Annotated in this window: 20 protein-coding genes; 14 read left to right on the top strand and 6 right to left on the bottom strand. The window is 40.6% G+C overall.

From position 1 onward, the window contains the following. The 6 genes from AC4E8C_RS23175 to AC4E8C_RS23150 form a co-directional block, all read right to left on the bottom strand. Nucleotides 1-1,101 carry a glycosyltransferase family 1 protein gene (locus AC4E8C_RS23175; protein WP_490208979.1) on the bottom strand — a complete coding sequence of 367 codons (1,101 nt, stop codon included), beginning with the start codon at nt 1,099-1,101 and terminating at the stop codon, nt 1-3. Nucleotides 1,102-1,114: 13 nt separating this feature from the next. Continuing rightward, complete coding sequence (locus AC4E8C_RS23170) at nt 1,115-2,377, bottom strand: oligosaccharide flippase family protein (RefSeq protein WP_490208978.1); 1,263 nt, start codon at nt 2,375-2,377, stop codon at nt 1,115-1,117. 36 nt (nt 2,378-2,413) lie between these two features. Further along, nucleotides 2,414-3,505 (bottom strand): glycosyltransferase family 4 protein, encoded by a 1,092-nt coding sequence (locus AC4E8C_RS23165; RefSeq protein ID WP_490208977.1) that lies wholly within the window; start codon nt 3,503-3,505, stop codon nt 2,414-2,416. Nucleotides 3,506-3,520: 15 nt separating this feature from the next. Further along, nucleotides 3,521-4,651 carry a glycosyltransferase family 4 protein gene (locus tag AC4E8C_RS23160; RefSeq protein ID WP_490208976.1) on the bottom strand — a complete coding sequence of 377 codons (1,131 nt, stop codon included), beginning with the start codon at nt 4,649-4,651 and terminating at the stop codon, nt 3,521-3,523. Nucleotides 4,652-4,657: 6 nt separating this feature from the next. Further along, nucleotides 4,658-5,305: a sugar transferase gene (locus AC4E8C_RS23155; RefSeq protein WP_490208975.1), complete on the bottom strand. Its 648-nt coding sequence runs from the start codon at nt 5,303-5,305 to the stop codon at nt 4,658-4,660. A 509-nt stretch (nt 5,306-5,814) separates the two neighbouring features. After that, on the bottom strand, nt 5,815-7,044 hold the full coding sequence (locus AC4E8C_RS23150) for a HupE/UreJ family protein (RefSeq protein ID WP_490208974.1): 1,230 nt from the start codon (nt 7,042-7,044) through the stop codon (nt 5,815-5,817). 274 nt (nt 7,045-7,318) lie between these two features. Here AC4E8C_RS23150 and AC4E8C_RS23145 point away from each other — a divergent pair, with 274 nt between their 5' ends. From AC4E8C_RS23145 to AC4E8C_RS23080, 14 genes are all read left to right on the top strand, one after another. Beyond that, on the top strand, nt 7,319-13,669 hold the full coding sequence (locus AC4E8C_RS23145) for a lamin tail domain-containing protein (protein WP_490208973.1): 6,351 nt from the start codon (nt 7,319-7,321) through the stop codon (nt 13,667-13,669). Between the two features lie 427 nt (nt 13,670-14,096). After that, nucleotides 14,097-14,252: a YwzD family small protein gene (locus AC4E8C_RS23140; RefSeq protein WP_490208972.1), complete on the top strand. Its 156-nt coding sequence runs from the start codon at nt 14,097-14,099 to the stop codon at nt 14,250-14,252. A gap of 218 nt (nt 14,253-14,470) precedes the next feature. After that, the gene (locus AC4E8C_RS23135) at nt 14,471-15,220 is read left to right on the top strand and encodes a YveK family protein (protein ID WP_490208971.1); all 750 of its coding nucleotides are present in this window, start codon (nt 14,471-14,473) and stop codon (nt 15,218-15,220) included. Then, the gene (locus AC4E8C_RS23130; RefSeq protein WP_490208970.1) at nt 15,210-15,914 is read left to right on the top strand and encodes a CpsD/CapB family tyrosine-protein kinase; all 705 of its coding nucleotides are present in this window, start codon (nt 15,210-15,212) and stop codon (nt 15,912-15,914) included. The genes AC4E8C_RS23135 and AC4E8C_RS23130 overlap by 11 nt, the downstream gene beginning before the upstream one ends. Before the next feature lie 88 nt (nt 15,915-16,002). Further along, the gene (locus tag AC4E8C_RS23125; protein WP_490208969.1) at nt 16,003-16,767 is read left to right on the top strand and encodes a tyrosine-protein phosphatase; all 765 of its coding nucleotides are present in this window, start codon (nt 16,003-16,005) and stop codon (nt 16,765-16,767) included. A 263-nt stretch (nt 16,768-17,030) separates the two neighbouring features. Next, nucleotides 17,031-18,854 (top strand): polysaccharide biosynthesis protein, encoded by a 1,824-nt coding sequence (locus AC4E8C_RS23120; RefSeq protein WP_490208968.1) that lies wholly within the window; start codon nt 17,031-17,033, stop codon nt 18,852-18,854. A 65-nt stretch (nt 18,855-18,919) separates the two neighbouring features. After that, complete coding sequence (gene galU, locus AC4E8C_RS23115) at nt 18,920-19,804, top strand: UTP--glucose-1-phosphate uridylyltransferase GalU (RefSeq protein ID WP_490208967.1); 885 nt, start codon at nt 18,920-18,922, stop codon at nt 19,802-19,804. An 81-nt stretch (nt 19,805-19,885) separates the two neighbouring features. Further along, nucleotides 19,886-20,569, top strand: a complete 684-nt coding sequence (locus tag AC4E8C_RS23110) for a PIG-L deacetylase family protein (RefSeq protein WP_490208966.1) — start codon at nt 19,886-19,888, stop codon at nt 20,567-20,569. A 15-nt stretch (nt 20,570-20,584) separates the two neighbouring features. Further along, entirely contained in the window at nt 20,585-21,403 is an 819-nt protein-coding gene (locus tag AC4E8C_RS23105) for a formyltransferase family protein (protein WP_490208965.1), read from the top strand. Continuing rightward, entirely contained in the window at nt 21,403-22,056 is a 654-nt protein-coding gene (locus AC4E8C_RS23100) for a sugar transferase (protein WP_490208964.1), read from the top strand. The genes AC4E8C_RS23105 and AC4E8C_RS23100 overlap by 1 nt, the downstream gene beginning before the upstream one ends. Continuing rightward, the gene (locus tag AC4E8C_RS23095) at nt 22,053-22,931 is read left to right on the top strand and encodes an NAD-dependent epimerase/dehydratase family protein (protein ID WP_490208963.1); all 879 of its coding nucleotides are present in this window, start codon (nt 22,053-22,055) and stop codon (nt 22,929-22,931) included. Before AC4E8C_RS23100 ends, AC4E8C_RS23095 begins: the two co-directional genes overlap by 4 nt. Beyond that, complete coding sequence (locus AC4E8C_RS23090; RefSeq protein ID WP_490212636.1) at nt 22,931-24,163, top strand: glycosyltransferase family 4 protein; 1,233 nt, start codon at nt 22,931-22,933, stop codon at nt 24,161-24,163. Before AC4E8C_RS23095 ends, AC4E8C_RS23090 begins: the two co-directional genes overlap by 1 nt. 1 nt (nt 24,164) lies before the next feature. Next, nucleotides 24,165-25,202, top strand: coding sequence for a polysaccharide biosynthesis protein (locus AC4E8C_RS23085; protein ID WP_490208962.1), 1,038 nt, complete (start codon nt 24,165-24,167; stop codon nt 25,200-25,202). 15 nt (nt 25,203-25,217) lie between these two features. After that, a complete protein-coding gene (locus tag AC4E8C_RS23080) occupies nt 25,218-26,327 on the top strand; it encodes a capsular polysaccharide biosynthesis protein CapF (protein ID WP_490208961.1) in 1,110 nt (369 codons plus the stop codon). Nucleotides 26,328-26,330: the final 3 nt, after the last annotated feature.

The raw sequence follows: 26,330 nt of genomic DNA, 5'->3' as shown, positions 1-26,330 counted from the left end.
TTAGGTTCCACTATAAATCTTCCCTAAGACTCTCGCATTTTCCATAACATCATAACCAAATGTCGTTAATTTACGTTTCCGTTCATTCCAACTAGGTAGAGCAGAGTTACTCATCATCTCTCCTAATTGTGCAGCCCATGCCGCTGCACCATCGTCGAGATTTTGAAAGGTTACGAGGTTCATGGCTAAATCAACCTCTCTTGGTATGGTGTCCGATACCAAGCAGGGCAGCCCAGCGGCTTGCGCCTCAACGACCACATTTCCCAGTCCTTCATAAAGGGAAGGGAAAAGAAACAGGTCCATTTTACTTAATAACGCAGGGATATCCGAGCGAACGCCAAGCAGCTTGACGGAATCTTCTAATTGATAATGGCGGATTAACTTCTCAATCGCTGTTCGATCGGGACCATCCCCTATTAAAATAGCCGTAGCAGCAGGATAATCTTTTTTGAAATGGTAAAAGGTTTCTAACAAGAATGAGTGGTTCTTCACTGGATCAAACCGGCCGACATGTCCAAGGACAGGCGCTGCCACATTTATAGACTTGGGTTCAATCTGTTTCGATTGTGTTTCATAATCTTGGAGATTGAAACTATTAGGTAACACCATAATAGAAGCGTCATTCCCAAATAATGATTCTCCGGCGGCTTTTGAACAAGCGATCATATGCGTAGAGCTTCTTCGCAGGGTTGCCCTCATGTAAGTTTGATAGATTCGGCGGAATAGGGTGGTCTCTCTGCCATCCGATGTCGTATGGCTATGGGAAACTCGGACGGGAATAGGAACCTTTTTTGCTGTCTCTAAAATAAAGCCGCTAAAGGAATGGGCATGACTGTGGATCGCACAAAATTCATTCTCTTTCAAAAAGGTCAGCAGTTGTTTTTGGTAAGTTCGAATTGATTTTATCCGGGGATAGGGCATTCGGTAAATTCTCCCCCCTAGAGCAAGCACTTCCGCTTCATAATAGCCAATGTCGTCGGTATGAACTAAAAAGTCAAACTGAATCTTCTCACGATTCATTGCCCTATATAAATTGAGAATCATGGTTTCGGCACCGCCTACATTTAAGGTAGTTAGCACATGAAGCACTCGTTTGGCCATTCGTATCACTTCCTTAGTTAGAGGTCTGAAGACTCGTTTGTCTATCACTTTTTTTAGCTTGTACAAGGTACCAAATCACTGCCCCAGCCAAGGTGAAGAATTGGATGGCGGTGGTGAGGATGGTTACCACGGCAGCGCCTGTTAATCCATAAGCCGGAATCAGGAAAACACATAGAATAAGGGTGGAAACCACCCAAATCACAGATAGAATCGGTTGAATCGTAAACTTTCTCATCGCCGTAAGCGCAAATCCAAAAAAAGAACCGGCATACATGAAGGTTCCAGCCACCATCAATAAAACAAATTCCTTGTGGAAATGGACATAATCCGCTGTATAGATCAATCCAAGGACCAGCTTACCCATTACGAGGGTAAGGATGATTCCGCAGATGCCATAAATAAACCCTAGCGCGGTAAATTTCGTTAACAGACGGGTAAATGCAGCGTACGCCTGATGGCTATATTCATGTGCCAGCCTTGGACTAATCGATTGTCCGATGGCATTGATGACAAGATTCCCAGCCGTTACGATATAAAAAATCGCTGAAAAATAACCGACCGCTTCCGTCCCGTTCACATGTTCAAGGAAATAGCGGGGAATGTTGGTATAAAGGGAAATCATCATCATCACCACGCCGAGTGGAAAACTCGTCAGAAACAGCTTTTTCACCGCTCGAAGGTTCAGTGTCGATGCCGGAGACGCCGCCATTTGTTTCGCCTTTGGTACCTCAATGATACATAACAAGAGCAGCCAGGATGCGGCATAACCAGTTACCGCTAGTAAAAGGCTGTCCGTTAATGAAATGAGCAGGGCGATGATCACAAGGGAGATAATACCTCTCATCATCAGCGATTTAGCAATGAGATCCATCCGTTCCGCTCGTTGAAACAATCCGTAGTGGAGTTCAATCACGGATTCGACTAGCTTGGCGATGCCAATAAATAGAATGACCCATGCAGCCTGCCCCTTATATCCACCTATGATAATGACGCCGCCTAGAACGAGCAGGGCAATCACACTGCATACCCCTTTTAAAGTAAGGTAGTGACGAAAGGAGAACTCTCCTTTTGCATCGGTGGCGAGGACTGACCGCAATTGCAGGTCAAAGATTAAGATAATCGGAGCGGTTACCGCTAATCCCAGCGTAAAGCCGCCGACCATTTTGGGCGAACCTAATTTAGCCAATACCATAATGATACCCCATTGGGACAGGGCATAAATAAGGTTTCCGACTAACATATAGGAAATATTCCGCTTAAGTGACAACGAAGCCATGGTCGACACTTCACTTTCTGCATGTCTTGATAGTAGTTAACGTCTATAAAGCTTGTATGTTTCCGCACACATATTTTCAACATTGTAACGAGTGGCTCGGTCTAAACCGTACTGGCCCAATTGCTCGCAAGCTTGATCATTCGTGAGAAGTTCAGATAACTTTTGGTACATGTGCTGGTCATCATTAACGGCGACAAGCGCATTGGTTCCGACCACTTCCTTCACCCCGCCCACATCGGTACTAATCACGGGCAACCCGCGTCCGCACGCTTCCAGTAAGACATAGGGCAGTCCTTCTTTATGAGAGGTAATGATCATCACATGCATCTGGTCCATCCACTCTGCCACATCATTTTGTTCGCCTTTTAGCTGGATGAGGGAATCTAAGCCCTGACGCTTGATTTCCTTTTGATAATGTTCAAATAATGGTCCCGTACCAAGGAGCCAAAATTCGACCTCGCTCTGCCGGTTGTCCTTAAAGCGTCTTGCCACCCGTAGCAGCATATCTAGATTCTTTTCAGGTGCAAACCGGCCGACAAAGCCAATGACTTTTTTATCAGTTTGGGCTAAGCGGTGCTGCTTTTGCTGCCAATCGGGTAATGTAATCAGCGCTTCATTCGGAATGCCATTGGGAATTACCTTCATTTTATCGGCACGGATGCCCGCTTCGATGCCCTTTTGGTAATCAAAAGCTGAGACAGTGATAATATTGGTCGAAATCCAGCTGCAGATTCTTTCCAGCCATAGATAAACGATCCTTTTTTTCTTTGACAGAGTAGGGTCAGTAAACACAAAACCGTGCGCGGTAAAGAGGTTATGCTTCACCCGGTTAACAAAGCCTGCGACCCTCGCGATAATCCCGGCAATCGAACTATGGGAGTGCACGACATCAAATTTTTCACGATGCAGATAACGAATGAGCTTCCATAAGGCTTTCATATCCTGCAAAAGGTCAATTTTTCGTGGAATCGGAATAAGAGTGACCCCAATCTGACGGTCGGTTAATTCCTGGATGAACGGGCCCTCTTCACCAACAACGACTTTCACATCATGACCATTCCGCGAAAACCACTCGGCCAAGTAAAGGACATGCTTTTGTGCCCCGCCGATATCGGCCCCTGTAATCACATAAAGTATTTTCATTTAAGTAATGGTGTTGATGACACCTGCCACTCCTTTAACAAAGGCATCTTTTGTAAAATAAGTTTCGTACCGCTCTATAGCCGACAGTCCCATCTGCACACCAAGTGCTGGTTGTGCATGGAGAATGTTCAGGCGATCCACAAGTGCAGCGACGCTATTAGGCTCGATCAAATAGCCCGTCTTGCCATCGTCAATCAGCTCGGCATTTCCGCCTACATCTGTCGCAATCGTGGGCAGCCCGAGTGCCATCGCCTCGATAATCGACAGGGGTAAGCCTTCCGTGTCAGACGGCAAAACGAACACATCGGAATTCACGACTTGATCCCAGGGCTGTTCGACCCAGCCTGCAAAGTTAACAGATTGGGTGACACCGAGTCTATATGCTAAATCTAGTAAGGATTGTTTGTACTCATCAGTATGCCAGGGCGGTTTTTCTCCTAAAATATCAAGCTGAACATGATGTCCCTGGCGAATTAGCTCAGCCACAGCCGAAATAGCGAGATCTTGCCGCTTACCTTCTATTAATGTCCCGACCATACTAATTGTAAAAACAGAACGCGGTTTCGACCGTTTCAGCCGGGGGACGTCAACGCCGTTCAAAACGACAACAAATTTCGCGGCATGTTTGGGAAACTGCTGTTTGTACCGCTCAGCTAATTGGTTTGAGACAACGATAATTTGATCGGAAAAGGTTAAGCATATTTTTCCTAACAGATTATTTAGCTGTTCTTCGCCGTGAAGATGCCAAATGACGGTGCGGCCTGTTAGTTTGGCAAGCCAGCCGACGATCAATTGCGAGCGAAATTGACTCGTATAAACAATCTCAATCTGATGCTTTAGGATAAACAGCCAGACCTTAAACAAGTGGGGGATCATATAAACCAACTGCATCAATAGAAAAAGCGGTCCCCTTTTCGCTTGTTCTCTGCGAATTTGATTGACGGATGAGTGAATAGGAATTATTATCGGTGTTTCCCCGGCGGCCCTTATTCGCTCCAACATCGGTCCATCGGTAGATGTGACGAAGTAGATTTCCTCAGATTCTTGTTTGAATGAGGTGAACAAGTCAAGCTCGCACTGCTGCGCACCGCCCCATTCCGGACGGCTTTCGTAAAATAGAATCTTTTTCACTAACGATTACCTCCAGCCTTTAGCAAACAAAATCACAGGGATGGATTTAAGGATAATCAAGCAATCTAGTGAAAAGGAATAATGGTGAATATAGTATACGTCATATTCTAATTTTTCTTTTGGCGATAAATCATAGCCGCCGTTGATTTGGGCCCAGCCGGTAGCGCCAGGCTTTACTTGGAGCCTAGTCCGAAAAAAGGGCAGCTCTTCTTCAAATCTCTCGATAAAGATCCTCCGCTCCGGACGTGGACCAATCAGCGACATGTCACCTTTTAAAATATTAATAAACTGCGGTATTTCATCAATTCGATATTTTCGCAGATAATGACCCACTCTCGTAATCCGGCCATCATTTTCACGGGCCCACTGCGGTCCATTCTTTTCCGCATCAATCTGCATGGTTCTAAACTTAATGATGGAAAAGGGTTTCCCCTCCAAACCAATTCGTTCTTGTATGTAAAAAATAGGACCCTTCGATTCTAGTTTGATGAGTATAGCCACAACGATCACGACAGGAGAAAGGATGATTAACGCACAAAGGCTGAACAAGGTATCAAGCAGTTGTTTGAAGATGGTATAGGTAGTTTTTTGTCTATTAGTAGAGATCACGAGATTTTGCTCATCGACAATTTTGGCTAGCTGACCCCTTAGCATGACTTTTCCCCCTTTCCATGTCGAACATGGTAAAAAATTGACTATTAATTGTCTAAATTATATTACAAACGACCTATGTAAGCTAGATTGGATTTCACAAACTAGAGGATATTTACGAGAATTTAAAACCTTATTTTAATAGATTTATAAGTCTAAAGAAACAGTTTGATGATGGGATAAGAGCACAGTGAGGAGCCTAGAGTGCCCGTTGAGCTTGGAAAAAGAGAGTCGCGGGCACTGTGAAGAGCCCAGAGTGCCGGTCGAGCTTGGAAAAAGAGAGCCGCGGGCACTGTGAAGGGTCCAGAGTGCCCGTAAAGCTTGGAAAAAGAGAGTCGCAGGAACTGTGAAGCGGTTAGAGTGCCCGTGGAGCTTCTAAAAAGTGAAGCTCGGGCACTGTGAAGAACCCACTGTGCTTATCCCTTTAGAACAGTGCTATAGACCAAAACGAGCAACTCCTCTAGCAGTTTTGTCCCGAAAGTGAGTCACAGGCACTCTCAGCAAACTAAGATTTAAAAGAACAGCCGCTCCACAAGCCAAATGGCCCCCATAGCGACAATCGCGTAGGACCCATAGGTGACAACACGCTTAGAACTTTTTAATTTAAACAAATAGCCTAATACTGGCAGAAGCAGTAAGACAATCGACAGCTGCACCGCTTCAATCCCCAGGTTGAAATTCACTAAGGCTACGGCTAAATGACTCTTAGGTATCGCCATTTCTTTTAAAATGGACGCAAAGCCGAGGCCGTGGATTAGACCAAACAAAAAGGTGATACTCCAGCGATGGCGGATCTCTTTACGGAAGATGTTTTCGGCTGCGACATAACAGATACTAAAGGCAATGACGGCCTCGACAAACCGCGAGGGCAGGGTCACGACACCTAGCACCGCTAAACTAAGCGTAATGCTGTGGGCCAGGGTAAACGAGGTAACGATGGCTGCGTATTGTTTAAAGGTTTGTTTGCGCAGTAACAATGCGAACAAAAAGAGTAAATGATCATAACCGGTCAGAATATGAAGCATGCCGAGCTTGAAAAACGAAAACCACGAAGAGTTCCCAGCAGATTTAGCAGGCTGCACGGCAGCATCATGCTGCCCAGAGCCAGACCCAGAATTCGAACCCGAATCCGGCTGCACCATTTGGTCAGAGGACGACTGCTGCTCCTGTTGCACCTCGGTCACTAAAAATGTCCACGTCCGTTCCTTCCCCTGCAGGACGGCTTCGCTTTTCTCGCCGAGATAGTCAGCGGAAATTAAGTTCACATAGTTGGTTCCGCTGTCATGAAAGTAAAAACCATCATTAAAGACGAGTGTTTCACCCGGTGCGAAGGCAGGAAAACTTATAGAGATAGACAGATATTCTTTGTTTTCCTTTTTAACCAGTTTCATAGAATCAATGTCCGGTGTTTGTTCCTTATTGCCCTTATCAAGGGTGAGGCCTTCGGTAATCAATTCCTCAAGATGATGCCGATCCTTGTTGATTTCGGATTTTTCTAGAACCCAGTTTTTGTTAGCGTCGATTTTGGGAAGAAGCTCCAATATCGATAAAGTATCAAGAGTAAAGACCACTTTTGTCGTTTTGGTATCCATTGTTATGTTTGTATAACTCGCGCTATAGGCATGGGCCGACACGGACAATGGGGCAATCATTCCCATCACAAGCAGAATCGGTAACAGCCATAAGGTTAGAGGTCTGACGTTAATAGAAGAAACTCGAAATTTGTCGAAAAGAGAGGTCACGATAATCCTCCTAAATTGTTATAGTAAAATACCTTTTAAATCAGAGTGAAAAGATAGTTTTTAGCCATTCTTCCTCTATATAATCATATCGACCACCTATTTGTATACTTGGAAAAATATACTAAAAAATTTTTCCGAACCAAACTATTAAACTATATATCTTTCTATTTCAAAATTTTGTAGAATAATGGAGTAATTGAAAATCTTTTGAAAGAAGGGAGATTTCGGTCTACTTTTGTCAGTCATAAAAAATAGTCTAAAAGGTGGAAGATGAATGAAGGGGAGAAAGAGAAAGTTAAAGCGCTTTTCCAGTATGTTATTCACAGCTGTCCTATTAATAAGCACCTTTTTACCAAGCGGGTTAATTGGCAGAGCATACGCCGATATGGCCGATCACATCGTGATTTCGCAGTACTTTGGCGGCGGAGGCAATGCTGGCGCACCATACAACCGAGATTTTATCGAGTTATACAATCCAACCGACCAAGATGTTTCATTACAAGGCTGGTCGGCACAATATGCGTCCGCTGGCGGAACGTCATGGACACCGATTACATTAACAGGAACAATTAAAGCCCACGGTTATTACCTGATTGGTGAAGGAAGCGGGGCAAACGGAGTCGATATTGTCACTCCAGATATATCTGGAACCATCGCCATGGGTGGTTCGGGTGCGAAAATTGCCTTATTTAAAGATAAGACAACAGCAGCAACCGGAGCCATGCCAACTGATACGGTTGATTTTGTTGGAGTGGGAGCAGCATCAGGCTATGAAGGCAGCAACCCAACAAAAGCTACATCCAACACAACCAGTGCTCAGCGCCGGCCATACGCTAACGTGGATCCAGTCGCTGGCAAAGGCAATGCATGGGATACAGATGATAACGCAGCTGACTTCTTTGTCGGACCAGTTGCCGCTCCAAGAAACACAGCAAGTCCAACAGAAGCGCCAATGGTTCCTGATACAAGCTTGCAGCCAGATGGCAAAACCATTCAGGTCATTCAAAAGGGCACTGATGTGACAGTAACAGGTCACCCAGCAGCTGCTCAACCAGGTTCAACCGTGAAAGTGTATGAAAGCGCAGCGAAGGGAACAGCTCTTGCAACCGCAGCTGCTGGGACAGATGGCTCTTTCGTACTGAAATTCACTACAGATAAAACACCAGCATCCTTCTACGTAGCCGCAACACAATCTGGTCTAGCGGAAAGTGCAGCAATCACAATTGATGTGGCAAAAGAGAGTGCATCAATTACCCAAGCAAAATTAAGTTATGTGGTCGCAGGTGGCGTTGGAACATTAATCGGCAGCGCCGGCAGTGCGGCGGCAAACGCGACCATTAATGTCTATAAAGATGAAGCTAAAGCAGAGAAATTAAATATAGAAGAATTAACCGCCGGCTCCTCAGGCGACTTCTCCTTAACGATTCAAAATGCACCAAATACAGTGTACGTAACGCAAACAACGAGCACGGCTAAAGGCATCATGTTAGAAAGTGCCCCTGTTTCCGTAACAAAAGCAGATACAACCCAAGTAACAAAACTAAATGAAGTTCGCACACCTGATGCAAACGGAAAGCCAGTCAACCTTGATAAATACTTTACCGTTGAAGGTGTGGCGACTGTTGATAATCAAATCCTAGGCACACAGAAGCAAAACTTCTATCTCCAGGATGACACAGCGGGCATCAACATTTTCAGTACATCACTAGAAACACCATTTAAAGTCACAAAAGGCGATAAGCTGAAAATCACAGGTAAAGTGCTTGTGTATAATGGCTTAACCGAATTTGAACCGACTTCAATTGAAAAAGTGAGCGAAGGGAATCCAATCCCTGAAGCCAAACCATTAACGATTCTTGAGTCTACTACGTTTGCAAGTGCAGAGCCGCTTGAAGGCAGCTTGGTGACTGTAACAGGTAAAGTGTCTGCTTCAGCAAGTACACCACCGAACTACAATGTGACGTTTGTGGATGAAAATAACAAAGCAACCACGCTTAGAATTATGAGTCCATCCGGTATTGTGCCAGAGACACATTTAGTGGTAGGTAAGAGCTACACAGTAACGGGCGTTCTTGGACAATACACAACGAACAAAACGCAATTAACATCCGGGTACCAAGTCTATCCACGTGATGTAAAAGATATTGCTCCGATTTTGGGGATTACTCATACGGCGCTAAAGGAAGTCTATAAAGGAACAAGCGTTGAATTTGAAGCCAATGCCGACGGGGCAGAGGCTGTAGCGGTTTACTACCGTGCAGTTGGTGAAACAGATTACGCCAAGCTGCCAATGACAAACAGCGGAGATGGACGTTACACAGCCAGACTGGATGCAGCAAAGGTACCGCAAGACGGATTCGAGTATTATATGGAAGCTACGGCTGGCACACAAGTGCAATCAGCTGGCACCAAAGCGGCTCCATATGTGGTGAAGTTAGTGGAAGATACGTTCGGACCGGCGATTACAGGCATGACACCGCAGGATACGACGAAAATTGAAAGTTCAACACCGGAAATTTCGGCGTTGATTGACGACCCGAGCGGCGTGGATGAAACAACTGTACAAATGTGGCTGGACGGGAAAGAATTAACCAAACCAACAGCATCGATTAGTAAAACACAGGTGAAATATACGCCTGAAACGGGACTTGCGCTTGGTGTTCATACCGTGAAAGTTTCCGCAAAAGACAGCAAAGGCAACCTAACCGAGAAACAGTGGACATTTGAAGTGGTACCACGTTTTACCGGCGGCAATCACTTCCGCGGTACAACCCATAACCATACAAACATTTCACATGATGGTGCTGGTACACCGGAAGATGCATTAAAAGCAGGTCAGTTCCATCATTATGATTGGTTTGCCTTCTCTGACCACTCGCATGATATTGATCCTGAAAAATTAGGACAAGATACAGTCGAGCGGAAAACGGCGGACGGGAAAGCCGTGCCGGAACGTTCTGGCGGCTCTGATTGGCAGTTAACAAAAGATTTAGCCACTCAATACACAAATGATGACTATGTCGTTTTCCCAGCGTTTGAAATGACGTCAACTACTTGGGGACATTCAAATATCTTCGGTTCTGATAACTTTATCGACCGGAATATTAACGGCAAACAATACCAAGACTTAAGCCAGTATTATGCATGGGTGATGACATACGATGATATCGTTGGTCAATTTAACCACCCAGATATGTCGGCGAATGCGTTTAACAATTTCAAACCTTACAACAAAGATGTCGATAAATTATTTACGATGTTAGAAGTAGGAAATGGTTCCGGACACTATGGCTATGCCAATGCCGAAACAAAATTCTACTCTGCCCTAGATTTAGGCTGGCATGTCGCTCCAACTTACGGAGAAGACAACCACGAAGGAACATGGGGCCAAATTAACGCCCGTACCGTTATCGTGGCAGATGACCTTTCGCAGGCATCACTGCTTCACTCGATGCGGAACATGCGCGTTTACATGGAAGAAGATCCGAACTTTACATTAGATGTTTTAGCAAATGGCTACTATATGGGTTCAACAGTAGATAGCAAAACACTTAAGTTTGATATTAAGGGCAGTGACTTAGTGGCCGAGGCTCACAATGACAGTGACTTTGCTTATCTGCCAGCAAGCTACAAATCTGACGACCGTATTGAAAAGGTCGAATTGATTACCAATGGCGGCAAGGTCGTGGATTCGATCACACCAATGGAAAAAGATTTCACATGGTCACCTGTCTTTACGGTATCAGGCGGCCAGCAATGGTTTGTCGTCAAAGTAACGCAAAAGGATGGCGAACGCATTTACTCTTCACCAATCTGGTCAAAGGAAGAAGCAGTTGACGTAAAAGTAAACGGCATTGATATTGACGGCGGCGTGGTGATTGGCGGCAACCCTGCCACTTTAACAGCAACTGTTGCCAATAATGGTACAGAAGTAGTCAAAAACCTAAAAGTTGATTTCTATTATGATGAAGTAAAAGAAACTAATTTTATTGGTACCAACAATATTTCGTCGATCTTAACGAAGAGCTCAGCATCGGCCACAACGACATGGGCGACACCGGTCACCGGCGATCACCAAATCATTGCAGTCGTGTCATCGTTAGATGGTCTCGATATTGGGACAGTCAAATACAGCTTACCTGTAAAAATTAAAGAACCGCTTGGCATTAAGGTGTTAATTGATGCAGCCCATGGAAATGAAAATACAAGTGGCGACAGCGGCTCGTACAAAGATAACTTAAAAGCATTCACGCTTCTGCTTCAAAAAGAAGGCTATACTGTAGCGGAAAATAAAGCCGCATTAACAGATGAAGCATTAAGCAATGTGAAGGTATTAGTACTGACACATGCAAGAACTGCTCTAACAGCTGCAGAAAATACAGCGGTAGCAAAATTTGTGAAAAACGGCGGTTCGTTATTAATGGCCGGTAAGAGCAACAATAGCACGGACCCAACCATTAACAATGGACTATTAACGGAAATTGGCTCAGCGATCCGCATGGGCAATGATGGCGTATTTGATGACAGCAAGAGCGGGAACTTCTGGAGTGATCCAGCAGTCAGCCCATATGCAGTCAGAGTACATCCAGGACTTGTTTCCAACTACATTACTGACCGCGTTTCGTTTGTGGATTATTACAGTGGAACAAGCTTGTCCGGTGCGAACAATCAGCCGTTAACACAGGCTGGTAAAGTAACGATTCTTGCCAAAGGGAATGAAACGACGTACCAAGGAAAAGTTCTTGGCGGATACAGCTATGATACGGTTTCAGATGCGACAGGCGGCTCAGCAATTCCATTAATCGCTTCAGAGGAAATTGGCGACAATGGCCGGGTCGTGGTGTCCGGTATGAATATCTTTAATGATAAACAAATGGATGAAAGCTATGAGCCAAAAGGCAACGACGAGCTATCATTAAATGCAGTCAACTGGTTAGCACACCGTGAAACAAAGGTAACTAAGATTGCAGATGCTCGCGGCTTAGCGGAAAATACCGATGTAGTCGTAGAAGGAACAGTGACGACTGGATCTGGCGTATTCTTTGATGCCTTCAACCTACAGGATGAAACAGGCGGAATCATGGCATTCCAAGAGTTGCCAGACGGTGCCTTAAAACCAGGCGACAAAGTTCGCGTGTATGGCCATATTAAGAAGTTTGATAACAACCTTGAGTTAGAGTTTACAAGCTTTGATAAAGATGTCATTAAAATAGGAAAAGAAGCACCTTTACAACCAAAAGCAGTGGCAACTGGGGAAGCAACTTCGGCTGCGAACCAAGGCTTACTCGTGAAGGTCAAAGGTAAGGTCGTTTCAAAATTTGATGAAAATTCCTATGTGATCAACGATGGTTCCGGCGATGTGTTAGTGTTTACAGATGGTTACATTGTCAACCAAAGCAATGTTCCAGTCCCAGTTTTAAAAGTTGGTGACACATTAGAAGCCGTTGGTTTATCAGGTGCATTTGCCCAGGGTACACGGATTCGTGTCAGAGATACAAGAGAACTAGTCGGTACACCAGCAGCGACAGTTGTTCCAGGACAAGGCAAGCTTGTCATCGGCGACAAAGCCGGCGCAAACTTGATTTTCAGTGCCTATAACACAGACACGAAAGTTTGGAGCGATTTCAAAACCGATGCAAATGGTGCGTTTACCTATAACCTCCCAGATGGAGACTATAAAGTCGAAGGCGTTTGGGCAGATCCAACTTGGTATCCACTTGCAAAAACCTTTACGATTAAAAATGGTTTAGTCAATGGTACAGATGCATTCGTCATCGATGCCTTGGATTATGTGATTCCAACACCAGAGCAAGGTAAATGGAATGTATCAGGAACATTGGTAAAAGGAACAGCTAACTTAACAAACCTTCCATTTAGTATCCATTCTACTGATGGTAAGTGGTATGATGCGAAATCCGATAAAAATGGCAAATTTGCCTTCACTTTACCGGATGGCAGCTACCAGGTCGATGGGATTTGGATCAATGCGGAAAATAAATGGTATGAATTAAAACAAGTCTTCACCGTCAAAGGCGGAGTACTTGAAGGTGCAGAAGAGTTACAGATTGATGTGAAACAAGCAGAAGCAAGGCAGAACGTAACAGGAACCCTTACAAAGGGCACACAAGTGTTTAGTAACCTTACTTTCAGTGTTCATACGACTACTGGTGATGTAGTCTGGTACGATGTGACAACCGATGAAAATGGTCATTATCAATTTGCCCTTCCAGATGGTGCATATAAAGTAGAAGGTATTTGGTCAGCGGCAGAAGGAAAATGGTATGTCTTAGAGAAAGAATTTACCGTTTCCGGCGCCACTACCTTGAATATCGATGTCCTGACCGATCACCCTGCAAAGGGGAACGTGACAGGTACGTTAACAAAAGGCACATCTTCCTTGTCCAATGTTATCTTTAGTCTTCACACCACAACAGGTGAAGAAAAATGGTACGATGTTGTAACCGATGAAAATGGTAACTTCGATCTGAAGCTTCCAGACGGTACGTACCAATTAGATGGGATCTGGCTTGGTGATGAGAGCAAGTGGTACCCATTAGCGAAAAAATTCACCGTAGCAGGCACTTATCAATTAAACATTGATGTGCTGGCTGCAGAACGTCCTTAATACGAACGGGCAGGAATCATGGATTCCTGCCCGTTTTTTTACTAGCTAACTTTGAATAATGTCTAGCTCCAGTGCCCTAGCAGCTAGTGTCCTTCGCTCTCCGCCCTACGATAAGTCAACATCGAATCGCTAACGCTCTTCGTGTTTCCTTTATCGCGTTTAACGGGCAGTAGATTCTCAACTGCCCGTAAGAACCCGATCGGTTCAACTAACAATCAGCGAGAAAAACGTTCGCTGATTGAAGTTTCACCTTATCTCAGTTGGAGCGCTCCAGGCCATACGCTGCTGAACAGGGCACTTCCGCTTTTCGGAGTTTCGACAAAATTCATAAATGTTCCACAATTCCAGATGGAAATGTATTTACATATATATCTGCTTCTAGTAGAATAGGTAACTAGCATGCTAGTAGAGAGGAGGAATTTGGAAATTGAACTTGGAAGGAAAGCAAAATAGCTCGAATGTCATCGATTTTTCAAAAGTGGTAAAAAGAGCCTATGAGAAGGGTGTTAATGAAAGCGAAATAACCCTTGAAAGATTAATAGAAGAAATTAAAGCAGATTTAAAACAAATCGTTAGTTGTTAATAATAGATACATAAGACTTCAAGGTCCGTCCTTGGAGTTTTATTTTTTGATAGGGAAAAAGTAATAGGAAATTTATCACAAAACCAAAAATCCTCTTCAAATTTATGTAAAAAAGGTGTTTAATTAGTAGGTGAGTTTTATTTGACAGAATCTGAAAATAACCGACAAATTATGATATAATAGTCAATGTTTTGCATTTACTTTTTTAGGAGGACCCAATGGAAGAGACTATAAGTTTAAAAGAGTTGTTAGAGACCCTGAAAAAACGCTGGCTTCTTATCGTGTCAATCACCGTGATCGCAGCCTTAATAAGTGGAATCATTAGTTTTTATTTCTTAACCCCGATTTATCAGGCTTCTACCCAAATTCTTGTGAATCAACAGAAAAACGAACAAAGTGTATACAGCGCAGCTGATGTTCAAACCAATCTTCAATTAATTAATACCTATAATGTGATTATCACCAGCCCGGCGATATTAGATATCGTCTCGGATGAACTAGATTTAAACATGACGGCAGCACAATTAAAGGGCAAAATTACGGTTGGCAGTGAAAAGGACTCCCAAGTCGTGAACTTGTCTGTGCAAGATCCTGATTCGAAAGTGGCAGCAACGATTGCCAATAAAACAGCTGAAGTGTTTAAAAAAGAAATTCCCAACATCATGAAAGTCGATAACGTCAGCATTTTGGCGAAAGCCGAAGTGGCAGAAAATCCTGCGCCAATTAAACCAAGACCGTTATTAAATGTCGCGATTGCGATTGTAGTCGGATTAATGGCCGGCGTCGGAATTGCTTTCTTACTTGAATATTTCAACAACACGATCAAAAGCGAACAAGATATCGAGAAAATTCTTGGTCTTCCAATCCTTGGTGTGATTGCGACGATTGATGACCAGAAGATTGAAGAATTGAAGGCAAAGAGAGCAGCGCGAAAATCAACAGTAAGAGGTGAGACACTTGGCTCTTAGAAAGAAAAAGACATTTACTAGTCAAGATGCTAGTCGTAAATTAATCACGGCGATTGCGCCAAAGTCGCCGATTTCGGAACAATACCGGACGATTCGAACGAATATCCAATACTCATCCATTGATGAAGAGATAAGAATCATTATGGTAACCTCTTCTGGCCCAGCGGAAGGAAAGTCAACAACGGCTGCAAACCTAGCGATTGCCTTTGCCCAGCTTGGAAAAAAAGTACTGCTTGTTGATGCGGATCTTCGCAAACCAACGGTACACCATACATTTGATGTTAATAATATGGTTGGTTTTACAACCGTGTTGACCAAACAAAAATCACTGGAAAAAGCAGTGAATGACACGGAAGAGCCGGATTTATATGTGTTAACAAGCGGTCCAATCCCGCCAAATCCAGCGGAATTATTAAGCTCGAAATCGATGGAACAATTCATTGAAGAGGCAAAGAGCCAATTTGATTATGTCATCCTGGATACACCGCCATTATTAGCAGTGGCTGACCCGCAAATTATTGCGAACAAGTGTGATGGCTCGATTTTGGTTGTCTTCAGTGAAAAAACAGAAATTGAACAAGCAAAGAAGAGTAAGGAATTACTGGAACATGCCCAAAGTAAATTATTGGGTGTTGTGTTAAACCATAAAGAGATCAAAGCGAACGATTATTACTATTATTATGGGGCAAAATAGTCAATTCGACAAAATCTACCCCTTTACTAGGTATTTCGACAGTGTTACCATTAAGTTATTAACAATTTATTGGAAGTGAATATGACATATGATCGATGTACATTGTCACATATTGCCTGGAATTGACGACGGGGCGAAGGATTTGTCGGACAGCCTGAAAATGGCCAGGAAGGCTGTTGAGCAGGGAATTAGGACGATTGTTGCGACGCCGCACCATTTGAACAATCATTACGAAAACCCAAAACAAACCATTCTTCCTCGAGTGGAAGAATTAAACCAAGCATTGCAAGCAGAAAAGATAGACTTGAAGATTCTTGCGGGTCAGGAAACACGCATCTATGGGGAAATGGTCGAGGGCTTTGAAGCAGGAGAGATTCAGCCAATCAATGGGTCACCGTATGTATTGGTAGAATTCTCTTCCAGCCATGTGCCGAGATACACGGAGAAGTTGTTCTATGATTTGCAGATGAAGGGTCTTATCCCCGTGATTGTTCATCCAGAGCGAAATCAAGAGATTATCGAACATCCTGATCTTTTGTATCGGCTTGTGAAAAATGGTGCATTATCACAAGTGACCGCTTCAAGTGTTTGCGGCGACTTTGGAAAAAAGATTAAGAGATTCTCACTTCAACTACTAGATGTCAACTTAACCCACTTTATTGCTTCTGATGCCCATAACATTGGTAACCGGACGTTTAAGATGAGAGAAGCATATGATGTCATCCAAACAAAGTATGGAAATGACTACGTTCATCTATTGATGGAAAATGCGGAGCATGCGGTAACCGGTCATCATGTTTATAAAGAAATACCGGAGCGAGTAAAAAAGAAAAAGTTCTTTCACATTTTTTAACATAGGAGACTTATTCAAAAGCAGCTACGAATTTATTTGAGGTATGCAAGCGGGGAGAGGATGACTCTCTCTTGCAAACTTCAACACTATAGTTTGGAGGTTGGATAGACGACCAATTATAACAACAGCTTATAAATATCTAATGAAAGAATAAGTGTCCATTCACTTGCGATTCCATTAGATATTTATTTTTTTGGCCCAGATGCTTTAGGTAAAAGAATTCAATAGGGAATGAATAGATAAATAAAAGGGGGAATATAGGAGTGACATATGGAAGGAGATTGACCACGCTCGCGCTGCTTGATTCGATCATTGTGTTAACTGCCGTGTACATAAGTTATTTTACACTTGTACCAGAGCTGCAAATTTTTACGATCCCAATGCTTCCTGTGACAGCATTTACTTTATTGGTTTGCCATCATGTCTTTGCTTCTATGTACAAACTGTATAACAAGGCATGGGAATATGCGAGTGTCGGTGAGTTAATGGCAATTGTGAAGGCAGTGACACTCACGATTATCATCACAGCCTTGGTTCAGGAGCTTGTATTCCATAACATGTATGTCCGAGCGTTAATGATTACGTGGATGCTGCATGTGCTATTCATTGGCGGTTCACGGTTCTCATGGAGGGTGTTCCGTGACAACTATATAAATAAGCAAAAAGATATTAAACGGACATTGATTGTCGGAGCCGGTTCAGGCGGTACGATGGTAGCCCGACAATTGCTTACGAATCATGACATTGATTTAAAGCCAGTTGCGTTTATTGATGATGATCCGAAGAAATATAAGCTACAGGTACTTGGTATAACGGTCGCTGGCGATTCCAGTCATATTAAGGAAACAGTAGAGAAATATAAAATAGATAATATCGTTATTGCGATTCCTTCCTTAGGTCAGAAAGAATTGAATCGAATCTTTGAAGAATGTGCGAAAACAAAGGCTAAAACGCAGATTATTCCGAAGCTTGAGGATTTAATGACAGGAAAAATTACTGTTAATCAATTCCGTGATGTTCAGGTCGAAGATTTACTAGGAAGAGAACCAGTAGAGTTAGATATTGCTGGTATTTCAGAGAAGGTTTCTGAAAAAACAGTCATGGTTACCGGTGCAGGTGGATCGATTGGTTCGGAAATTTGCCGACAGATTTGCAAATTTAACCCTAGTAAAATTGTTCTGTTGGGCCATGGTGAAAATAGTATTTATTTGATTGATATGGAGCTGAGGAGAAAATATCAAAGTCAAATCGAGATTGTGCCTGTGATTGGGGACATTCAAGATCGGGATAGAATCTTTGAAGTAATGGACGAACACCGGCCGTTTGTGGTTTATCATGCGGCAGCACATAAGCATGTTCCGTTGATGGAATATAATCCTAGAGAAGCTGTTAAGAATAATATATTTGGTACTAGGAATGTGGCGGAGGCTGCGGACACCTTCGGTGTGAATACATTTGTGATGATTTCTTCTGATAAGGCGGTAAATCCTCCGAATGTGATGGGTGCGACGAAGCGGTTTGCAGAGATGATTATTCAGAGTTTGGCTGCAAGGAGTAATACGAAGTTTGTGGCGGTTCGGTTTGGGAATGTATTAGGCAGCCGTGGTAGTGTGATTCCTTTGTTTAAGAAGCAGATCGCTGCTGGTGGCCCAGTTACGGTTACACATCCTGAGATGACGAGATACTTTATGACGATACCCGAAGCCTCTCGGCTTGTGATTCAGGCTGGGTCTTTGGCTCGTGGTGGTGAGGTATTTGTGCTCGATATGGGTGAGCCGGTTAAGATTGTTGACCTTGCGAAAAACCTTATTAAGTTATCGGGATATACTATAGAAGAAATCGGGATTAATTTCACAGGACTTCGCCCTGGGGAGAAGATGTATGAGGAACTTCTAAATGAGAATGAAGTGCATCCAGAGCAGGTGTATCCGAAGATTCATATTGGAAAGGCGAAGGTAATATCTGCAGAACATCTTGGAAAGTTAATTAATAGATTGTTAGAGATTTCTGAAGTAGAGATGCATGAAACTTTGATTGCTGTCGCTAATAATAAGTTTGATCGAGCTGTTGCTTTAATCAACAGTTAACTGGATTAAAAATACATACCTTAGGTATGTTTTTGCTGATAAATAGATTTAAGGGTGGAGTTATTTTGAAAAAGGTACGAAAAGCAATAATACCCGCAGCTGGATTAGGAACGCGGTTTCTTCCAGCTACAAAGGCTATGCCTAAGGAAATGTTGCCAATTGTTGATAAACCGACGATTCAATATATTGTTGAGGAAGCAGTAGCTTCTGGGATTGAAGATATTATTATTGTCACCGGTAAAGGTAAACGGGCAATTGAAGATCATTTTGATTTTGCATATGAACTTGAGCAAAATTTAATTGAAAAAGGCAAGTTAGATATCTTAGAAAAGGTCCGCTATGCGACGAATCTTGCTGATATACATTATATACGGCAGAAAGAGCCAAAAGGTTTAGGGCATGCAGTATGGTGTGCGAGAAATTTTATTGGTAATGAGCCATTTGCTGTTCTTTTAGGTGATGATATTGTTCAAAGCGAAACTCCTTGCTTGAAACAACTTATAAATATCTATGAAGAAACAAACTCATCTGTGATTGGTGTACAAACTGTACCGTATGAAGAAACGCATCGATATGGCATTGTTGATCCTTCAGAACAAGAGGGACGTAAATACCAAGTGAATAATTTTGTTGAAAAACCAAAGCCTGGAACTGCACCTTCTAATCTTGCAATTATGGGAAGGTATATTCTTACTCCAGAAATCTTTATGTTCATGGAACAGCAGGAAACGGGTGCTGGCGGTGAGATTCAATTAACGGATGCAATTCAAAAGTTGAATCAGGTTCAACGAGTGTTTGCTTATGACTTTGAGGGTAAGCGATTTGATGTTGGAGAGAAAATTGGGTTTGTGAAGACCACGATTGAGTTTGCACTTCAGCATAAGGAATTACGAAAAGAGTTACTAGAATTTTTGGAGTTAAAACTAAAAGATGAAAAAGTGGTTAATTAAAAAACCAAAATGTTTAAAGAAATCTATATAAGAAACAAAACTATGGCCCAATCGGTTGTATTAATTCGGAGGTAAATAGAAATGTCATATTTGGTAGTAGTTGCTCATCCTGACGATGAAGTATTAGGGGCTGGGGCAACCATTGATAAACTTTCTAAAGCAGGTAAAGAAGTGAATATTTGTATACTTTCTGGAGAAGTAGAAATAAGGAATGGTAGACCTTCCTTAGAAGACTTAAACAGCGACATGCATAAAGCAATTAAACATGTGGGTGCAAATAAGGTAATTACAGGCTCGTTTCCTAATATAGCATTTAACACGGTTAAACATGTTGAATTAGTCCAATTTATTGAGAAGGCAATTCTTGAAACAAATGCAGAAGTTATAATAACTCATCATCCTACAGACTTAAATAATGACCATTATCACACATCAATTGCTTGTCAAGCGGCAGTTCGACTCTTTCAAAGAAGATCAGATATTAAACCATTAAAAGAACTATTATTTATGGAGGTTCCCTCCAGTACTGATTGGGCATTAAATAATTCTATGAATAAATTTAATCCTAATGTTTTTGTTGAGATTGGAGAAGAAAGCCTTAAAAAGAAGATTGAGTCAGTATCAATGTATAGAGGTGTAATGCGAGACTATCCTCATCCTAGAAGCGAGGAAACACTAAAGGCACTAGCTGTTTTAAGAGGAAGTCAATCTGGGACTATCTATGCAGAAGCGTTTGAAAGTATATTTAGAAGAGAAATAATCTAACTTGGAGTGAATAAAGTGCGAATTGGTTTTGTAACTGTAGTTCAGTTAGGTTTAAGTTGCATAGAAGAGATATATAGAATTGGTGGAAAATTAGATATTCTAATTACACTTCAAGATGAACTTGCAAAAAATAAGTCTGGTAGGGTTTACTTAGATGACTTTGCAAATCAACACGATATACCGCTTGTTAAAATAAAAAATATTAATCAACCAGAAGTAATAAATATTATTAAAGAATATAAACTAGATTGGTTGTTCATTATTGGTTGGTCACAGATAGCCAAGTCAGAAATATTATCAGCACCTACCAAAGGATGTATTGGCATGCATCCTACCCTACTTCCTCAAGGGCGTGGTAGAGCAGCAGTGCCTTGGGCAATCTTAAAGGGTCTTGATGAAACAGGAGTGACTTTATTTAAGTTAGATGAGGGTGTAGATACTGGTCCAATTTTGGGCCAAGTTAAAATAGATATTACTCCAACCGAAAATGCATTTAGTTTATATAAGAAAATAGACCAAACACATATAGCTCTTATTTCACGATATTGGCATGATGTTGTTAACAACACACTAAAATTACAGGACCAAGATGATTCAAAGGCTACTATATGGCCAGGTAGAAAACCGGAAGACGGTGAAGTTTTTAATAGAATGACAATGGATGAAGCGGATAAATTAGTTAGAGCTGTAACACGACCATATCCTGGGGCTTTTTATAAAGAAGGGGAAAAAACAATAAAGATTTGGTCCGCAGAAACAAATAAAAATGAAGGTGAAATAAAACTTAAAGATGGGTATTTGAATCCTATTGATTTTGAGATAGAGGGATTGTAATGAAAGATAAGAAATATCAAAAGTTAATTAAACGTTTATTTGATATTGTGGTTTCTTTAATTGTATTATTACCGTTACTTCCTATATGGATTGTAATTGCAGTTTTAATCAAGATTACTTCAATTGGTCCAATATTCTTCTTACAAGATCGTCCTGGATTTAATAAGAAAATATTTAAGGTATTCAAGTTTCGAACAATGAAAATTGGATCTGAAGTTATGGTTAAAGGCCAAGAGGTAATGAAGGATGATGATCGTGTTACTAGTATTGGGAAGTTTCTTAGGAGAAGTAAAATCGATGAAATTCCACAGGTTTTAAATGTATTAATGGGCCAGATGAGCCTAGTAGGTCCAAGGCCTGAACGAGTAGCGTCATTAGTTGATTACACTGATGAAATTGCTAAAAGATTAAATATGAGTCCAGGAATGACAGGGTTAGCGCAAGTAAGTGGAAATATTTATCTTTCATTAGAGGATAGATACAAATTGGATGTTTATTATGTAGAGAACTTTAGCCTATGGCTTGACTTCAAGATTATTATGAGAACTGTTGGTGTAGTTTTACTTGGCGAGGATAGATATATCAATAAGTACCTTGTTGATGTATCAAGCTCTACAGTAGATGCTACTAAAGAGGAGATCCTTTCAAAATGAAAAAGATACTTATAACAGGAACCAATAGTTATATAGGTAGATCATTTAAGCAATGGGTCTCAAACTATCCTGATAAATATTCTGTGGAAAGTATCAGTTTAAGAGACGATCGATGGAGAGAGAAAACATTCCAAGAGTATGATGTTGTGTTTCATACTGCGGCGATTGTTCATATAAAAGAGAACGATATAACAAAATATAATAAAGTAAATAGAGATTTAACAGTCGATTTAGCAAAAAAGGCTAAACAAGAGGGCGTAGAACAATTCATTTTTCTAAGTACTATGGGTGTTTATGGAACCGAGACAGGAAATATAACAGAGAATACAGTTCCTACCCCCAAGACTCCTTATGCTAGGTCAAAATATGAAGCTGAACAACTCTTAACAAGTATGAAAACAAATAAATTTAATGTAGCCATATTACGACCACCGATTGTATATGGTAAAGGATGTCCTGGTAATTATGTTAGATTAGTAGGAATGGCCTTAAAACTACCGATTTTTCCTATGGTAAATAATAAGCGTAGCATGATATTTATTGACAATTTATCTGAGTTCATTCGGATATTAATTGATCAGAATGCAAGTGGAATGTACTTTCCACAAAATAAAGATTATGTGAATACTACTGAATTAGTAGTAAATATTGCAAAAGTTCATGGTAAGGATATTAGGGCATCAAAAGTACTAAATTGGGCTGTGGAAATTAGTCTGAAATTATCGGAAACATTTAGAAAAGTCTTTGGATCGTTTACTTACGATAAAAAGATGGCAGGTGCCCCAGGGACATTAATAAATGGAAAAAAGGTAGACTATGAGACAGTATCGTTTAAGGATTCAATCGTAAGCACCGAAGGAAGGGAACAATTGTGATGAAAAAAAAGAAAGATATTTTGTTCTTATGTCAGTATTTTTATCCTGAATATGTTTCATCTGCAACACTTCCTTTTGATACAGCAGTTGCACTGCGGAAAGCAGGCTATTCTGTAGGTGCGCTATCTGGGTTTCCTAAAGAATATAACTCAAATGATGAAGTTCCAATGAAAGAAACTCATGAAAATATAGAAATAAGAAGATTAAAATATATCCAACTAAAACGGAGTAATTTCATTGGGAGATTAATAAACTATTTTTCTTTTACATTTTCTGCTGCTTTACATTTTACAGAGTTAAGAAATTATAAAGCGGTGATTGTTTATTCTAATCCACCAGTATTACCTTTTATTGCTGCGCTTGCTGATAAATTCTTTAAAACGAAAGTAGTTTTTGTAAGCTATGATGTTTATCCTGAAATGGCATATATTACAAAAATCATTTCTAGAGATAGTATCATAAGTAAAATGATGAAGATTGTGAATAAAAGTATTTTTAAACATGTAAATAAAGTAGTGGCTTTATCTAATGAGATGAAAGAATATCTACTTAAACATAGACCAACACTTTCTGAACAAGATGTGGAAGTAATTCCGAATTGGTATGAGGATAAAGGAATATCTAAATCCACGGAAACAAATAAGCTATTCAGTTCAATAAAAGGAAATGGCAATCTTATAGTGTCCTATTTTGGCAATATGGGAATTTGTCAGGATTTAGATACAATAGTAGATGCTATTCGTCAATATAAAAATGATAGTACAGTTCAATTTGTTTTTGCTGGACATGGAAATAAGATGGCATTGTTAAAGGAAATTGTAGAAAGAGAGAATCTGAAAAATGTTAGTATCTTTGATTTCCTACATGGACAGGATTTTCAAGATGCGCTTAATATCAGTGATTGTTTCATTGTTAGCTTAACTGAAGGCTTAACTGGATTAGCTGTTCCTAGCAAAACCTACAGTTACATGATGGCTGGAAAACCTGTGATTTCTATAATGGGAACTAATTCTGACATAGCTAGAGATTTAACAGATAATGATGCAGGATACGCACTAGAAGTAGGAGAGGTACCTAAATTAGTGAGTGCGATTAAGGATCTCCAAAAAAATAAAGAAAAACGTATTAAAATGGGAGAAAATTGTAGAAATGTCTTCTTGAAAAAATACACAAAGGAACATTGTACACAACAATATGTAAGCATGATGCAAAGAATATTGGAGGAACAATAAAATGTTTAAAGATAAAACCTTATTAATTACTGGAGGAACTGGATCCTTTGGGAATGCCGTAATGAAAAGATTCTTAAATACAGATTTAAAGGAAATTCGTATTTTCTCAAGGGATGAGAAAAAGCAGGATGATATGAGAAAGCTATACAATAATAGTAAGCTTAAGTTTTATATTGGAGATGTTAGAGATTTAGCAAGTGTTAAAAATGCAATGCATGGTGTAGATTATATTTTCCATGCAGCTGCGTTAAAGCAAGTACCCTCATGTGAATTCTTTCCACTTGAAGCAGTAAAAACAAATGTTTTAGGAACTGACAATGTGCTAACAGCAGCTATTGAATATAGTGTTGAAAAAGTGATCTGTCTCTCTACAGATAAAGCTGCTTACCCAATAAATGCAATGGGCATTTCAAAAGCCATGATGGAAAAGGTTTTTGTTGCAAAGTCAAAGACCGTTTCTCCTGAGAAAACCCTCATTTGTGGAACTAGATATGGTAATGTTATGGCGTCAAGGGGATCGGTTATACCATTATTTATTGAGCAAATAAAAAGTGGCCATCCTCTAACAGTTACAGATCCAAACATGACTAGGTATTTAATGAGTCTTGAAGAGGCAGTTGAGCTAGTTTTATTTGCATTTCAAAATGCAGAAGCTGGAGATATAATGGTTCAAAAAGCTCCTGCGAGTTTAATTGGAGATCTAGCAAAGGCGGTTAAGGAAATTTTTAATGCTGATAATGAAATTAAAGTAATTGGTACTCGTCATGGTGAAAAATTATATGAAACTCTTCTAACTAGAGAGGAATATGTAGTCGCAGAAGATATGGGTGGTTTCTTTAGGGTTCCTGCAGATCAAAGAGATTTAAACTATGATAAATATTTTGTAGATGGTAACCAAAAGTTAACAACAGTTGATGAGTATAACTCACAAAACACAGAGCTTTTAAATATAGAACAAATTAAGGAAAAACTACTGGCATTAGATTATGTCCAGGAAGAGCTTAAGAAATGGAACGAAAAAAGTTACATCGAGAATTAAGGGATGGCATAATAAATGAAAATTTTAGTTACAGGCTCCAGAGGATTTGTAGGTAAAAATCTTATAGCTGAACTTAAAAATAAAGGATATAACGATATTTATGAATTTAGTAGAGAAAGTGATCGTTCTTTACTAGAAAAATATGCACAAGATTGTGACTTTGTTTTCCACCTGGCTGGTGTTAACAGACCAAAAGACGAAGAAGAGTTTATGGAAGGTAATTTTGGTTTTACATCTGATTTGCTTGAACTTTTAAAGAAATCTGGTAATAAAGCACCTGTATTGATTACTTCATCTATCCAAGCTGAGAAAGATAATCCTTACGGTAGAAGTAAAAAGGCAGGGGAGGACTTATTATTAGATTATTATAAAGGCACCGATGTAAAAGTTTTCATATATAGATTGCCAAATCTATTTGGGAAATGGAGCAAACCTAACTATAATACAGTGGTCGCTACTTTTTGTCATAACATAGCTAGAGGTTTGGATATTCAGGTAAACAATCCTGATGCCGATCTTACTCTTTGTTATATTGATGATGTATTAGAAGAATTATTAAGAGCATTAGAGGGGAACCCAACTATTCAAGGTGAATACTATGCTGTACCAGTTACTCACCATATCAAACTTGGTGAGTTAGCAAATGTAATAAGAAGCTTCAAAGAAAGTAGAGGAAATTTAAGTATTCCTAATATGGAAGATGCTTTAATCAAAAAGCTTTATAGCACTTATTTAAGTTTTCTACCAAAGGATAAGTTTTCATATGATCTTAAAATGAATTGTGATGATAGAGGTTCTTTTACAGAATTCATTAGAACTCCAGAAAGAGGACAAGTTTCCATAAATGTATCAAAACCAGGGATTACAAAAGGGAACCATTGGCATCATACGAAAAATGAGAAATTTTTAGTAGTAAGTGGAGAGGGCTTAATAAGATTTAGAAAACCTGGTTCAAAGGATATTATTGAATATAGAGTAAGTGGTGATAAGTTACAAGCTGTTGATATTCCTACTGGTTACACGCACTCCATTGTAAATGTAGGAAAAAATGACTTAGTAACAGTAATGTGGGTTAATGAATGCTTTGATCCAGAAAAGCCGGATACTTACTTCTTGGAGGTATAACAT

The organism is Neobacillus sp. SRL179, assembly GCF_984799095.1.
Note: the sequence above shows the minus strand (reverse complement) of the source record. Positions and strands in the feature narration are given on the sequence as shown.

Bases quoted from the DNA above. Each gene is read 5' to 3' on its own strand.
- AC4E8C_RS23175 (WP_490208979.1), bottom strand. From the start codon at position 1,101: ATGGCCAAACGAGTGCTTCATGTGCTAACTACCTTAAATGTAGGCGGT.
- AC4E8C_RS23170 (WP_490208978.1), bottom strand. From the start codon at position 2,377: ATGGCTTCGTTGTCACTTAAGCGGAATATTTCCTATATGTTAGTCGGA.
- AC4E8C_RS23155 (WP_490208975.1), bottom strand. From the start codon at position 5,305: ATGCTAAGGGGTCAGCTAGCCAAAATTGTCGATGAGCAAAATCTCGTG.
- AC4E8C_RS23145 (WP_490208973.1), top strand. From the start codon at position 7,319: ATGAAGGGGAGAAAGAGAAAGTTAAAGCGCTTTTCCAGTATGTTATTC.
- AC4E8C_RS23135 (WP_490208971.1), top strand. From the start codon at position 14,471: ATGGAAGAGACTATAAGTTTAAAAGAGTTGTTAGAGACCCTGAAAAAA.
- AC4E8C_RS23125 (WP_490208969.1), top strand. From the start codon at position 16,003: ATGATCGATGTACATTGTCACATATTGCCTGGAATTGACGACGGGGCG.
- AC4E8C_RS23110 (WP_490208966.1), top strand. From the start codon at position 19,886: ATGTCATATTTGGTAGTAGTTGCTCATCCTGACGATGAAGTATTAGGG.
- AC4E8C_RS23100 (WP_490208964.1), top strand. From the start codon at position 21,403: ATGAAAGATAAGAAATATCAAAAGTTAATTAAACGTTTATTTGATATT.
- AC4E8C_RS23095 (WP_490208963.1), top strand. From the start codon at position 22,053: ATGAAAAAGATACTTATAACAGGAACCAATAGTTATATAGGTAGATCA.
- AC4E8C_RS23090 (WP_490212636.1), top strand. From the start codon at position 22,931: ATGAAAAAAAAGAAAGATATTTTGTTCTTATGTCAGTATTTTTATCCT.
- AC4E8C_RS23085 (WP_490208962.1), top strand. From the start codon at position 24,165: ATGTTTAAAGATAAAACCTTATTAATTACTGGAGGAACTGGATCCTTT.
- AC4E8C_RS23080 (WP_490208961.1), top strand. From the start codon at position 25,218: ATGAAAATTTTAGTTACAGGCTCCAGAGGATTTGTAGGTAAAAATCTT.